Annotated in this window: 13 protein-coding genes; 6 read left to right on the top strand and 7 right to left on the bottom strand. The window is 71.0% G+C overall.

The window, feature by feature from the left end:
* Both ACGF0D_RS26355 and ACGF0D_RS26360 read left to right on the top strand, forming a co-directional pair.
* Window positions 1–498, top strand: coding sequence for a hypothetical protein (locus ACGF0D_RS26355; RefSeq protein ID WP_392920278.1), 498 nt, complete (start codon window positions 1–3; stop codon window positions 496–498).
* Window positions 499–653: 155 nt separating this feature from the next.
* On the top strand, window positions 654–1,715 hold the full coding sequence (locus ACGF0D_RS26360) for a homoserine kinase (protein WP_392920280.1): 1,062 nt from the start codon (window positions 654–656) through the stop codon (window positions 1,713–1,715).
* Here the strand turns inward: ACGF0D_RS26360 and ACGF0D_RS26365 are convergent.
* From ACGF0D_RS26365 to ACGF0D_RS26395, 7 genes are read right to left on the bottom strand one after another with little or no spacing between them, the layout of a single operon-like run.
* Window positions 1,705–2,913, bottom strand: coding sequence for a DegT/DnrJ/EryC1/StrS family aminotransferase (locus tag ACGF0D_RS26365; protein ID WP_392920282.1), 1,209 nt, complete (start codon window positions 2,911–2,913; stop codon window positions 1,705–1,707). The genes ACGF0D_RS26360 and ACGF0D_RS26365 overlap by 11 nt on opposite strands.
* Before the next feature lie 44 nt (window positions 2,914–2,957).
* A complete protein-coding gene (locus tag ACGF0D_RS26370; RefSeq protein ID WP_392920284.1) occupies window positions 2,958–3,923 on the bottom strand; it encodes a phosphotransferase family protein in 966 nt (321 codons plus the stop codon).
* Window positions 3,910–4,878 carry a Gfo/Idh/MocA family protein gene (locus tag ACGF0D_RS26375; RefSeq protein WP_392920287.1) on the bottom strand — a complete coding sequence of 323 codons (969 nt, stop codon included), beginning with the start codon at window positions 4,876–4,878 and terminating at the stop codon, window positions 3,910–3,912. Before ACGF0D_RS26375 ends, ACGF0D_RS26370 begins: the two co-directional genes overlap by 14 nt.
* A complete protein-coding gene (locus ACGF0D_RS26380) occupies window positions 4,875–5,519 on the bottom strand; it encodes a hypothetical protein (RefSeq protein WP_392920289.1) in 645 nt (214 codons plus the stop codon). Before ACGF0D_RS26380 ends, ACGF0D_RS26375 begins: the two co-directional genes overlap by 4 nt.
* Window positions 5,516–6,958 carry a glycosyltransferase family 2 protein gene (locus ACGF0D_RS26385; RefSeq protein WP_392920292.1) on the bottom strand — a complete coding sequence of 481 codons (1,443 nt, stop codon included), beginning with the start codon at window positions 6,956–6,958 and terminating at the stop codon, window positions 5,516–5,518. Before ACGF0D_RS26385 ends, ACGF0D_RS26380 begins: the two co-directional genes overlap by 4 nt.
* Window positions 6,955–7,830 carry a glycosyltransferase family 8 protein gene (locus ACGF0D_RS26390; protein WP_392920294.1) on the bottom strand — a complete coding sequence of 292 codons (876 nt, stop codon included), beginning with the start codon at window positions 7,828–7,830 and terminating at the stop codon, window positions 6,955–6,957. Before ACGF0D_RS26390 ends, ACGF0D_RS26385 begins: the two co-directional genes overlap by 4 nt.
* The gene (locus tag ACGF0D_RS26395) at window positions 7,827–8,861 is read right to left on the bottom strand and encodes a UDP-glucuronic acid decarboxylase family protein (RefSeq protein ID WP_392920403.1); all 1,035 of its coding nucleotides are present in this window, start codon (window positions 8,859–8,861) and stop codon (window positions 7,827–7,829) included. Before ACGF0D_RS26395 ends, ACGF0D_RS26390 begins: the two co-directional genes overlap by 4 nt.
* A gap of 464 nt (window positions 8,862–9,325) precedes the next feature.
* Between ACGF0D_RS26395 and ACGF0D_RS26400 the strand changes: the two genes are divergently transcribed.
* The 4 genes from ACGF0D_RS26400 to ACGF0D_RS26415 all read left to right on the top strand — a co-directional run bounded on the left by ACGF0D_RS26400 (window position 9,326) and on the right by ACGF0D_RS26415 (window position 12,495).
* Window positions 9,326–10,294, top strand: a complete 969-nt coding sequence (locus tag ACGF0D_RS26400) for a multiprotein-bridging factor 1 family protein (RefSeq protein WP_392920297.1) — start codon at window positions 9,326–9,328, stop codon at window positions 10,292–10,294.
* Window positions 10,291–10,854: a peptide deformylase gene (locus ACGF0D_RS26405; protein ID WP_392920299.1), complete on the top strand. Its 564-nt coding sequence runs from the start codon at window positions 10,291–10,293 to the stop codon at window positions 10,852–10,854. Before ACGF0D_RS26400 ends, ACGF0D_RS26405 begins: the two co-directional genes overlap by 4 nt.
* Window positions 10,855–11,332: 478 nt before the next feature.
* Window positions 11,333–12,061: a hypothetical protein gene (locus tag ACGF0D_RS26410; protein WP_392920302.1), complete on the top strand. Its 729-nt coding sequence runs from the start codon at window positions 11,333–11,335 to the stop codon at window positions 12,059–12,061.
* A gap of 221 nt (window positions 12,062–12,282) precedes the next feature.
* Window positions 12,283–12,495 (top strand): hypothetical protein, encoded by a 213-nt coding sequence (locus ACGF0D_RS26415; RefSeq protein ID WP_392920305.1) that lies wholly within the window; start codon window positions 12,283–12,285, stop codon window positions 12,493–12,495.
* Window positions 12,496–12,502: the final 7 nt, after the last annotated feature.

Below are 12,502 nucleotides of genomic sequence, written 5' to 3' on the forward strand. Positions count from 1 at the left end.
ATGGCCAGGATCAGCGACGAAACCCGCGCCCGCAACGAGCAGGCCATCCGCGCGGCGATGGACCGGCTCCTGCGCGGAGACCTGCCGCCCGGCGGCAAGACCGACCTCAAGACCCTGGCCGCCGAGGCCGGGGTGACACGCACCGGCTTCTACCCGAAGAAGAACCGCGACGGCACCACCCGGCCCGGCCCCTACCAGCACCTTGCCGAGGAGTTCGAGCGGCGTCTTGCCGTGCTGCGGGACGCCGGGGATATCGTCGACCCGCGAGAGGGGCAGATTGCCCGTCTCAAGGCCGAGAACGCCAATCTTCGCGAACGCGTCGTTCGCCGGGACAACCGGATCGCGGAGCTGGTGGAGTTCCAGACCCTCGCGCTGTCCCGCCTCGTCGCCCAGCACGCCGAGATCACCCGGCTGCGGAAGCAGGCCGCCGCCACCACGAACGTGCGGCGGCTGCCCGGGCCCGGCAGTCGCACCGCCGCCGGCGGCACGAGCAACTAACCGGCCGCCGTCCGGCCGGTCATCACCGGCCGGACGGGTGCCCTGCGCGTCCTGCTCCGGCGTTCCCCTGAAGGGCCGGGAAGCCAGACCCGGAAGCGGGGGTGCGATGGCCGATCCGGCATCGCCGGGGCCTGCGCTCCGCTAGCCTGCTTTGGGTGACGGAAGCGATGGACGACGCCGCGTGTGGCTCGCGCTACAGCAAAATCGCCGAGGACCTGGTGGTCCTCGGCGAGTCCTTTGGGCTTGGCGAGATCCAGGAGCACCGCTTCCTGCCCAACGGCCTCATGAACGGCAACTGGCGGCTGGCGACGGCCGAGGGCATGTTCGCGCTGAAGCGGATTATGGACGTACCGCTGCCGCTCGCGCGCCGGAACCTGGCAGTCATGGAAGAGCTGGCCGACGCCGGAGTCCCTGTCGGGCGGCCACTGGCCACCTCCACCGGGGAGACGGTAGCGGAGATCGCGGGCCGCGGATACTGCCTGATCCCCTGGACGGAGGGCGGGCATCATCCGGGGACGGTGCTCACCCTGGACCAGGCAGCGGACCTCGGTGTCCTGCTCGGTCAGATCCACCAGACCCTGAACGGCGACCAGGCCGCCCGTCTGCTGCCGCCAGGTCCGCAGCCCGCGACCGCCCCGGTGACGACTCCAGCTGCGGCACACGCCGAGGCGGACCGCTTCCTCGCGCTGATCGCCGCCCTGGAGAACCAGACGGCCTTCGACGCCGACGCGGCCCAGGCACTGGGCTCACGCAAGGTGCTGCTCGACAAGTACGCCGCCGAGCGCCCCGCCACCGAGGTGGCGCCCGGCCCGACGGGCTGGACACACGGTGACGTGCAGCACCGCAACGTCCTGTGGCGCGACGGCAAGATCGCCGGGGTGATCGACTGGGATCGCATCCGCGTGCGACCGTTCGGCGAGGAGGTCGCCCGTACCGCCACGGTGCAGTTCGGCGGCGAGGACGGGTTCCTCGACCTGGAGCGGACTGCCGCGTTCGTGGCCGGCTACCGGTCGGTGGTGCCGATCCCGGTGTCGGCCCTGGCGGACGCGGTGGAGCGGCTGTGGTGGAAGCGCATGTCCGACTACTGGCAGCTGGTCTTCCACTACGACCGCGACGACCACTCCTGCGACCACCTGTTCCTGCCCGCCGAGCGCTTTCTGTCCTGGTGGACCGGGCGGCGCGAGGACGTGCAGGCGGCGTTCGCGGCTATGCCGTGACCACCGTGCGGACCAGCACGGTAGCGAGGGCCTCGGCGACCTGCTCCATGTAGTCCGGCGCGGGGATCTGCGGCACTTTGAGGACGATCATCTGCCGCATCGCCTTGTGGAAGTTGGGCAGTTCGTCCATGGTCGGCGGCCGGTAGGGGCTATGGGCCAGGTGCGGCCAGAAGCGGGCGGCCAGGTCCGGGCGCTGGAAGAGCGGGGCCTGCGTCCAGTCCTCGTACAGGGAGCGGACGGGGACGCCGGCGGCCTTGCACCGCCTGCTCAGCTCTGCCGGGTCCGGCACGCGGACGCTGATCGTCAGCGGGGTGCCGTACCAGCCGCGCACGGACAGTTCGCCGATCGCGGGCCAGGCGACGGGCACGTCGTACTCCTCCAGTGCCTTGCGGAGGGTGGCGAGGTTCTGTTCGGCGGCCAGCATCCGGGCGGGCAGCGATCGCAGCTGCTGGCGGGCGATGACAGCCGACAGGGCGGGCATCCGGTACTTGTAGGCGGCGCCGGTGGCGGCCAGCGGCTGCAGCTCGGGCAGGGTGAGTTCGGCGGCCAGCTGGGCGGGGTGGTGGCCGAGGGTGAGGGCCCGCTCGTAGATCCCCCGGTCCATGGTGGTCAGGACGCCGCCCTCGCCGCCGGATACGGACTTGGACTCCTGGAGGCTGAAGCATCCGGCCGCACCCCAGGAGCCGACCGCGCGGCCCTGGTAGACGGCTCCGTGCGCATGCGAGCAATCCTCGACGATCGGCAGCTCGGTGGCGCCCGCGAGCTGGTCCATTCGGGCGGGGATGCCCCAGGTGTGGGTGGCCAGGACCGCCGAGCAGGTGCCTGCCGCCTCGGCGACGGCGGTGGCGGCGATGTTCGGGCTGTCCGGCTCGATGTCGCAGAAGACGGGGTAGCTGCCGGCCTGGAAGACGGCGGTGAGGGCGGAGACCCAGGTCATCGGGGAGACGGCGACACCGGCCTCCGGGTCGGCGCCGACCGCGTGGAGGGCGGCGTGCAGGGAGGCGGTGCCGGAGTTGAACGACAGCGTGTGGCGGGTGCCGGTGAGGCGGGCGAAGGCGGCTTCGAGGGCGTTGGTGGCCGGGCCGCGGTTGATCTCGGAGAGGTGGCCGTTGTCGAGGAGCTTGAGGACGGCGTCCTTCTCGGCCTGCCCGTACTTGGGCTCGCGGGGGAACGGGAGGGTGACGGTGGGGTCGTTCACGGGTGTCCTTTCTGGCGGTGCGGTGAGCGGGAGGCTGGGCGGGGTTACGGGCGGCGGCGCGCGTTGGAGCCGGCGTCGGGGGTGATCCGCGGGACGGCGGCGAGGTGGCCGTGGCCGAGGTCGTCGAGGTCGGCTTGGAGCTGGGCGGCCCGTAGCCGGACCATGTCCGGCTCGTCGCAGGCGGCGTGGAAGTGCAGCAGCGAGTAGGAAATGCGAAGGCGGAACAGGACCAGCGGCAGTAGGCGGTCGGTGGGGATCGGGCCGTCGAAGTAGCCGTCGAGCAGGGCCTCGGTCATCGGGGCGGGTTCGCGCAGCGACCAGCCGGCGAGTTCGGCCAGCGGGTCGCCGCCGCGCACACTCTCCAGGTCGACGACGCCGGTGATCTGCCGGTCGTCGGTGAACAGGTGCCGGCCGACCCAGTCGCCGTGAAGGAGCCGGGGCGTGCTGCGGGGCAGGCGGCCCGATCCGACGTCCAGGATGAAGCGGGTCCGGTGCAGCAGCCGGGGCGGGTCGAGGCCGTCGATGTCCGGGATACCGCGGGACGCGAGGCTGAGGAACCAGCCTTGGATGGTGGCGTGCTGGCCGATGCCGTGGCCGTCGAGCTGGCCGAAGCTGCCGACCTCGATGGTGTGCAGGCGCCGGAGCACCTCGCCCGCGCACCTCGCCGCGTCCAGGTCCTGCGGCGTGGGCGGTTCGGCTTCGAGAGGGCGGCCGGGGCAACGGGTCTCCACGCACGCTTCCCGGCTGTGCCAGAGGATCTCGGCGGCCGGGATGCCGGCTTCGCGCATGCGGGCCGAGGCCCAGGCGGCGGCCGGGTAGCGGGAGCGGCTGCCTGACCGGCGGACCTTGACGACCAGCTGGTGGCCGTCGCGGGTGGTGGCCGCGAAGGGGAGGCTGTCGGTGCCGGACTTGAGCGGGGCGAAGTGCGCGTCGGCGGTGTCGAAGCCCGCCGCGGCGAGAGCGTCGACCAGCAGCGGGTGCGGTCGGCTGATCACGTCAGGGGCGGGCATCGGGCACCTCCGGCACGGGGACGGGGCGGCGGCTGGTGGCGGAGGCCAGGGCAGCGTCTAGCAGGGCGATGGAGGCGAGGTTGTCGGCGGCGGGCACCGGCAGGCGGCCGTCCTGGTGGAGGGCGTCGACCATCGCGGTGATGCACCGCTGGTAGGCCGGAGGCCCGGCCTCGGGCGCGTCCCGTTGACGGTTGGGGGCCGGGGCCCACCGGGCGGCGAAGCCCCGGCCCTCTACTCGCCAGTCGCCGTTCGCGTCGGTCCGTAGGGCCGGGTCGACGATGTACCCGCCTCGGTAGGTGAACAGGGAGCCGTCGGCGAAGTGGACGGTGATCGCGGCGATCGAGCTGTGGGCCGCGAGGAAGCTGGTCATCGTCTCGGTGCAGGTCACTTCGATGGGCGGCGCGGTGATCAGCGCGCGGACCTGGTCGAAGGCGTGCACGGCGAGGTCCGTGGTGACGGGCGGGTGCTGGCCGCTGCGGAAGCCCGGGCCGGGCAGGGTGACCAGGGTGTCGGCGGTGACGGCGAACGGTGGCCGGCCGCCGGAGCGGACCGTGTCGGCGAAGGCGAGGAAGTCCGGGTCGGCGCCCCGGTTGTGCATGACGGCCAGCAGCAGGCCGCGCTCGCGGGCGAGGTGGACGAGGTCGAGGGCGTCAGGCAGGTTCAGGGCCAGCGGCTTCTCCGTCAGGACGTGCAAGCCCTGGGCGAGCGCAGAGCGGCTCACGGGGTAGTGGAGTTCGGGCGGGGTGAGGTTGACGACGACGTCGGCCTCGGCCTGGTCGAGGGCCTTGGGAAGCGTCGTGGCGACGGCCGGGCTCAGCCCGTAGCGGGCGGCGAGCACCTGTGCCGCCTGCTGGTCGGGGTCGACGAGGGCTGTGATCTCGATGCGGCCGTCGGCGAGCAGGGAGCGGACCCAGCGGCTGGCGATGGCGCCGCAGCCGATGATCGCGGCCTTCACGACGCCTCCTTGAGCGGGTGCTTCCCCAGGACCGGGCTGGGCCGGTGCTGGGCGGCCTGGTGGCGGTGGACGTGGTCGAGGGCACAAGCGGTGAGGTCGTCGAGCGAGCCGCAGTCGGCGTCGAGCAGGGCGACGGCCGGGGCGAGCGGGTGGGTGAGGTAGGCGTTGAAGTGCTCGCTGAAGTGCCGGTCGTAGAAGATCGTCGGCATGCCCTTGCGCAGGCGGGCCCGGCGGGCGAGCACGTCCGGGTCGGCGGTGAGCACGATCGTCAGGTCGGGCATCGCCACCGGCCGGCTGGTGACCAGGCGCCTGGCCTGGTCGTCGCAGTCGAAGCCGTTCATCCGGCCGACGGCGTGGGCGTGGGCGAGGAGGGTGTCCACGGTGCGGTCCAGGATCACGTCCCGGCCCTCGATGTGGGCCTGCCTGGCCCGGGCGAGCCGCAGGTCCTCGACGTTGAGAAACTGGGCGATGTTGGCCAGCTGGTGCTCGGCCGTGAACGGCTCGGGGGCCGGCAGCCGGGTGGGGTCGGGGCTGGCGTGGTAGTAGCAGGGGATGACGGCGGGCCGGTTCAGGTGGAGGGCGAGCTGGGCGGCCAGCGTGGTCTTGCCGACGCAGCTGACGCCCTCGATGCCGAGGATCACGCGAACTCCCTGTCCGTGGTGGTGGATTGGGCGGTGCGGCGGTTGCTCTTGGGGGCGAGCGCGGTATGCCGGGTGCCGGTGACCGCCCAGCGGCCAAGCGCGGTCAGCGGGCCGACGCTCTTGAGCGTCGCGGCCGCCGCCCGGACGGGCAGGCGCGTACGCGGTGAGAGCGCGAGGGTCAGGCAGAGCGCGGTTGCGGGTGAGACCAGCAGCCAGGCGATGCCCCGGTAGGCGCCGATGGTCAGGGCCGCCGCATGGTCGGCTCGGCTGCCGTGGCCTTCGGCGTGCCAGCGGGCGGCGCACTGCGGGTAGTCGAGGTAGCTCTGGAACCAGCGCTCGCTCTGGGCCAGCAGCTCGCTCACGTACTCGGCCGCCGGCACGGTGGTGGTGAAGGGCAGGCTGTCCACCGGGACGCGGTCCAGGGTGAGCCGGTAGCCGAAGGCGACGTCGTCGAGGACGGTGAAGGTCGGCAGTCCGCCGACCCGCCGGAAGACGTCCGTACGCACGAGGAGGCCGTGGCCGACGGTCTGGGCCAGCCCCGGCAGACCGGGGGCGGTGTGCGGGCGGCGGGCGGTGTCGGCGTACCGGCGGAGGTTGGGGATCTCGCGGCGGATGGTCCACAGGGTCTGGGCGCGGGCGGCGCCCCGGCCCAGGCTCCGCTCCCATCCTGTGCCGGCCGCACCCTGGGTGGCGAAGCGGGCGGACTGCTGGACGACGCACGGGAGTTCGCCGTCGTCGGCCCGACGGCGGGTCAGGAACTCGGCGGTCCGCTCCAGCAGCTCGCGGTTCGGGCGGGAGTCCACGTCGTAGACGGCGATGTACTCCTGGTCCGCGTCGGCGGTGGCGAGTTGTTCGACGGCGGCATTCACCTGCGCGGCTTTGCGCCCGTCGCCCCGGTAGTGGACGTGCCGGACCACCGGGTCGGGCTCCGGCAGGCGTGCAAGTTCCGCCGTGATGACGTCCGCCGTGGTGGGGAAGCCGGACAGCACCTCGGCGGCCACGGCCCCGGCCAGAGAGCCTTCGCCGGTGCCGGTCAGGGCCTTGCCGAGGGAGGCCAGCTCGTCGCCGGTCAGCTGCGGGAAGCGCTCCACCGTGAGGTCGGCCGCCGTCGCCCCCGCCAGCCGGGCGGCCAGGTGCTGCCGCTCAGCCTCCTCACGGGCGGTGGTCACCAGTGTCAGCGTCGAGCCGGGGAGGTCGCGCAGGAGGGGGACGAACCAGGCCAGTGCGGCGGTGATCTGCTGTTGCTCCCGCAGCACCGGGATGATGACGTGCAGCACCATCGGCTCCACCGCTCTCCGGTTCCCGGCCAGCGCGGGCTGGTCGGCCCAGGCCAGCGTCCGGCAGACTTGCCGCAGCCCGTTGACGTTGCGCGCGGCCACGGCGGCGGCGATCCACCAGGCCGTGCTTCGCCACAGCGGCTTGCGCCGTTTTGTGTTCACTCGCTGCCGCCAGCGACGTAGTCGTGGAACAGGCGGTAGGTGTCCCGGAGTTGGCCCACCGGGTAGGTGTCCTGCCAGGGCTTGTCGGGGCCGGCGAAGTGCACGAGGGCGGCGATCTCCTCGTCCTTCAGGAGCTGGGCGAGCGGGCTGTCGGCCTCGGCGTAGTGGATGAAGCCGGGCTGGGCGGCCTGCGGCGACATGGCGAAGGTGTTCCACCGCCGGTCCAGCCGCTGCCAGTTGTCGTCGACGGCCCAGTTCAGGGCGTCCTGGTCCCAGAACCGGACCTTGTCGGGGTGCTCGGACAGGAACTGCCGGGAGCGGTCGAAGACGCCGAGCCGCTGGCAGCGCTCGAGGTCGATGAGCATGACGCCGCTGTTGAAGTAGTCCCGGCCGTACGGGACGCCGAGCTCGTCCCAGCCGGGCAGCTGGATGCCGCGGCCGATGACCGGGTTCTGTGGGTCGCGCACCGCGCCGATCGGGCGCCCGTCGAGGGACTGCCGCAGCAGCGGCCGGAGGTCGCCGAGCACCATGGTGTCGGCATCCAGGTAGAGCACCCGTCGCTCGTCGGGGATGACCTCCGGGATGGCCAGGCGCACGTACACGGCGCCGCTGACCCAGTCGGAGACCGGGTACCGCGGGTCGGTCATCGGTGCCGGCCGCAGCTCGGTACGCAGGCCGGTGCGGGCAGCGTCCCGCAGGATCGCGTTCCGGTTGACGTCGCTGATCTGCTGGTCGAGGACGATCAGGCGAAGCTCGCCGACGGTTCCAGGGTGGGCGGCGGCGATCGAGTGCATCAGCGTCCGCAGCGGGCGGGCGTATCCGTCGTCGACTCCGCAGACGATCGCGGGCAGCGGGCGCGAGATGGTGTTCACGAAGCGCTCCTTCCGGTGGTGGCGCTGGCCTGGCGGGGGAAGTGCTGCTGGGCCCAGTCGAGGGTCTGGCGCAGGCCGTCGCGCAGGTGGGTGGTGGGCTCCCAGCCGAGGTGGGCGCGGGCGGCGGTGATGTCGGGGCAGCGGCGCTTGGGGTCGTCGGCGGGTAGCGGGACGAAGGTGATCGCGGAGGCGGAGCCGGTCATCGCCCGGATCTCCTCGGCGAGCTGCAGCATGGTGATCTCGTGCGGGTTGCCCAGGTTCACCGGGTCGGCGTGCTCCGCCGTGGCGGCGGCGAGCAGGCCGGCGACGGTGTCGGCCACGAAGCACAGCGAGCGGGTCTGGCTGCCGTCGCCGGCAACCGTGATCGGCTCGCCCGCCAGCGCCTGCTGGATGAAGGCGGGCACCGCGCGGCCGTCGTCGGCGCGCATCCTCGGGCCGTAGGTGTTGAAGATCCGCACGATCCGGGTGCGGGTGCCGCCGGAGCGCTGGAAGCAGGAGGTCAGCGCCTCGGCGTACCGCTTGGCCTCGTCATAGACGCTGCGAGGCCCGACCGGGTTGACGTTGCCCCAGTACTGCTCGGGCTGTGGGTGCACGAGCGGGTCGCCATACACCTCGGAGGTCGAGGCGAGCAGGAAGCGGGCGTGCTTGGCGTCGGCCAACTCGAGGGCGTTGAGCGTGCCCATCGCGCCGACCTTCAGCGTGGCCAGCGGGTGACGGGCGTAGTCCAGCGGCGAGGCGGGCGAGGCGAGGTGGAAGACGAAGTCCACCGGGCCGGCGACAGTGAACGGACGGGTCACGTCGTCGGTCTGGAAGCGGAAGCCGCCGACCGAGCACAGGTGCGAGAGGTTGTCGAGGCAGCCGGTCAGCAGGTTGTCGACGCCAACCACTTCCGCCCCGAGGTCCAGCAGGCGCTCGCACAGGTGCGAGCCGATGAACCCGGCGGCACCGGTGACGACGGCGGTACGGTGGGCGAAGGCGCGGGGTACGGTCGCGGCCGCCGGATCTCGCGGGAGTGGCTGTGGTTCTTGCAGGTGTGGCACGGTGCTTGTCCTCCAAGTCGTCAGGCGGGCGCTGGCTTCGATGCAGGCCGTCGCGGGAACGCGGGCTCGCGCTTTAGGCGGCCGGGTCGTGATCGGGAAGGCCGTGTGGACGGTGCCGCGACCGGATGATTGGTGCTCAGCTGGTGACCGGCGGCAATCCCGAGCAGTGCAAGCGTGATCAGGCATCCCAGGCCTCACAGCACTGTTGAGCGCGCCAAGTACCCAGACCGCACCGAGCGCCGTCCCGACGGGGGTCGTGATGCTTCCCCGGTGGCGGCTGGCGGACTCGGGCACGGCGAACTCCTCGCTTCGGGAGGGCAGATGGAGAGTTCTTGCAGCTCGGACGCTTGGGATCCACGGCTGATGGGGTAATGACAGCCGCAGACGGGACCGTGACGGGATGGTGAGCTAAGGTCACTCACGGTTCATTCATCACTCACCTGGGGGCGGAGCGGATGGAGACGCAGGCCGACGACGACGTGGCCGACCCGACGGCGGAAGCGTTCGCCGCCGAGGTCGCCCACTGGCGGGAAGTGCGTGGACTGTCCAAGCGCGCGCTGGCCCGCCAGATGGGCTTCGACCCCTCCTACGTCAGCCATGTCGAATCCGGTCGCCACAAGCCGACGGAGGACTTCGCCCGCCGGGCCGACAGGGCGCTGAACGCAGGCAAGGCCATCTGGAGGCGCTGGACCGAATACGAGGGAGCCCGCGCGCGGAGCCGCCCACAGGCAGGGTCACCCGTCCCGCGCCGACCCGACCAGCCGTACGCTTCCGGTTCCGCGATCCTGGTCGAGCACGACGAGGCCGTCCTCGAATTCGACGGCAAGGCCTACCGGCTGACGATGCGCCGAAGGCTGAGGAACACCGGGACCGAGCCGATCACGCGGTATCTGATCCGCATCGCCGTCGACCGCTACCCGGGCGAGCCGAGGCGGTCCAACGCCCACTACCGCGAACACCCTCTCACCTGGGACGAGTTGGCGCTCACGGCCTCATGCCAGGGCGAGGAGATGCGGTGGCAGGCCAAGCACGACCGGGACGCCTTCAAGGAGGTCTGGCTCCTGTTCGACAACGAGCAGGGCCGCTTCCCGCTGTACCCGGGCGAGGCGACGTGGATCGAGTACGCCTACTCGGTGGGCGCCGACAAGTGGGGCCACTGGTTCCAGCGAGCCGTACGGCTGCCCACTGAGCACCTTGTAGTCCGCCTCGACTTCCCCGCCGACCTCGACCCGGTGGTGTGGGGCACCGAGACTTCGATGACCGCCGAGGCCGCCCCGCTTCGAACCGCCGTCGACCGGCAGAATGTTGGCGACCGCCGGCGTTTCGCCTGGGCCACCGACGACCCGCCGCTGCACGCACGCTTCCGCCTCGAATGGCGCTTCCGCGCCAGTCCCGACCAGCAGCAGACCAAGGAGACCAGGTGATCGAGGTGCGGCCCAGCCAGCAGATGCAGTCCCTCGGCGTCGTCCAGCAGGGCACCCCCATCCTCAACCGCCAGGCAGAGCCATTCGATCTGCCGGCCGAGGGCGCCCCGGCCCAGGCGGTGATCGGCGAGCTGTTCGCCGCCATCGACCGGATCGGCCGTGTCCACTCCTTCGCCAAGGGCATGGGCCTCGCCGCCCCGCAGATCGGCATCCCCCGCGCCGCCGCGATCGTGCTGCCGCCCGCCCCCGATGCGGAGCCGATCATCCTGCTCAACCCAAAGGTCATCGCTGTCTCTGACGAGGCCGACGAGCAATACGAAGGCTGCCTCAGCTTCTTCGACGTCCGCGGCATGGTCCCGCGGCCCCTGCGGATGGACGTCACCTCCACAGCCCTCGACGGCACCGAGACCACGGTGCCGTACGAGTTCGGCCTCGCACGATTGATCGCGCACGAGATCGACCACCTCGACGGCCTGCTCTACACCGACCGCATGCGCTCCGGCATCCAGCCAATCCCTGTTGAGGAGTACCGTGGCACCGGTTCCACCTGGACCTACTGAGGCTGATTAGGCACCTGTAGCGGCCGGCCTGCCGCTATAGACGCTAGTCCGGCTGCCCGCTTAGCAGTTCCTGGAACGCCGGGCAGTCCACAGCATGCCACTCCCGGACGAAGATCTCGTCGTCGTCGCGGACGACCTCCGCATGCCAAGGCAGGCAGTCGTGACACGGCCAGATCTCGTACGGCGTCCCATCCTCGTGGTGGCCAAGAGGTCGATCGACCCCACCGGAGCTGAGTACGTCGTGTTGGTCTTGCGCCCACCGAGAGGATTCACCTGGCCAGTATGGGACCCGCTGACGCTTAGCGGTGGGCCTGACCTCGAACTGTTGCTCTCACCAGAGCGGCAGGAGGCGCCATGTTCGAGGTCATATGCGCATGATTGCACCCAACGTCCCGGCCAGGTATCGGACTTGTCTGTCGTGTCGTCAGTAGCTGCCGGTACTGTCTTGATGACTTCCAGTCAGACAAGGAGCGATCCCATGGATAAGAGGCCGCGTCGTAGCTACAGCAATGCCACCATCGCCGCGCTCATGACTCTGGCCCGAGGGGGTTGCTACGCGCCCGGCTGCGACGTCCCTACCATTCGTATGATCAATGGCGCTCCTGTGCTCAACCTGGAGATCGCCCACATCCGGGCCTTCGAGAAGGGTGGCAAGCGATTCGACCCGGAGTGGTCGGAGGAGGAACGCAACACCTTTGCGAACCTGATCCTGCTGTGCACCGCCCATCACAAGGTCGTCGATGGCGCCGGCAGTGACAAGTACCCGGTGGGGGTCCTTCTGGGTTGGAAGTCTGCGCGCGAGGCTGATGGCCTGGACGCCCTGGAGGGCCTGAGCCACCTCACGGAGGACAGGCTCAGCGCGATGATCGCCACCGCCCAAGGCGAACTCCTGGACCGCCTCGGACCCGCACTGGAAGAGTTCAGTAAGACCGCCCCCGAACTCGCCTCCCTACTCAAGGTTCTCACTTACGAGCTGGCAGACCCGCGGGTCCACGGCTTCGGCATCTCCGAGGACGGGATCTTGATGCTGCACAAGTCAGCGCGCGCGTTCTCCAACCTCGAGGACAGTGCGACCACGCTGTACTCCGCTGCCAACAAGTTGGGGAGCCTTGAAGGTCAGGCCAAGGCTCTAGCCCTGGCAGCAGACAAGGCTCAGCGAGCCGCCAACGCGTTGGCCGACGCTCGGATCGGCAGGGGCTACCGCTAACGGTGTGTCCGACGTGGTAATCGGGTCGTCTCCCCGCGGCAGGATCGGGTGCAGGCGCGTACGTGTGCCGAATCAACGATCACCCGAGACACATCGAGCACGTCCGTGGCTATCAGCCGCTCCAACCGAAGTTGTTCATCTTCGTTCAGCCGAACGCCGGTGAACAGCCCGGCAGGCAGGCTTACTTCGTCACCATCAACCACCTGACGAGGGAGCGCCCGATGCACCTGACTATGACCACTACTGCCCTGCTCGCCCTCGCGTTCGTCGTGGCCGTGCTTGTCGCCGTCCTGGCGGGTTCCGCCGCCGCCTACCTGGCGAGGCTGGACGGCGCGACCTACCCGGCGGCCGTGACCAGGGGCGCCACTGCCTTCGCCGCCACCCTGACCCTGGTCGCCGCGCTGACCGGCGCGGCGGCCGCGCTGGTGGTATGAGGGCGCA

The organism is Kitasatospora sp. NPDC048298 (assembly GCF_043201465.1).
In the GTDB taxonomy this organism is placed as follows: domain Bacteria; phylum Actinomycetota; class Actinomycetes; order Streptomycetales; family Streptomycetaceae; genus Kitasatospora.

Excerpts from the sequence above, each read along its gene's own strand:
- ACGF0D_RS26355 (WP_392920278.1), top strand. The coding sequence starts at position 1 with ATGGCCAGGATCAGCGACGAAACCCGCGCCCGCAACGAGCAGGCCATC.
- ACGF0D_RS26370 (WP_392920284.1), bottom strand. The coding sequence starts at position 3,923 with ATGCCCGCCCCTGACGTGATCAGCCGACCGCACCCGCTGCTGGTCGAC.
- ACGF0D_RS26400 (WP_392920297.1), top strand. The coding sequence starts at position 9,326 with ATGGAGACGCAGGCCGACGACGACGTGGCCGACCCGACGGCGGAAGCG.
- ACGF0D_RS26410 (WP_392920302.1), top strand. The coding sequence starts at position 11,333 with ATGGATAAGAGGCCGCGTCGTAGCTACAGCAATGCCACCATCGCCGCG.
- ACGF0D_RS26415 (WP_392920305.1), top strand. The coding sequence starts at position 12,283 with ATGCACCTGACTATGACCACTACTGCCCTGCTCGCCCTCGCGTTCGTC.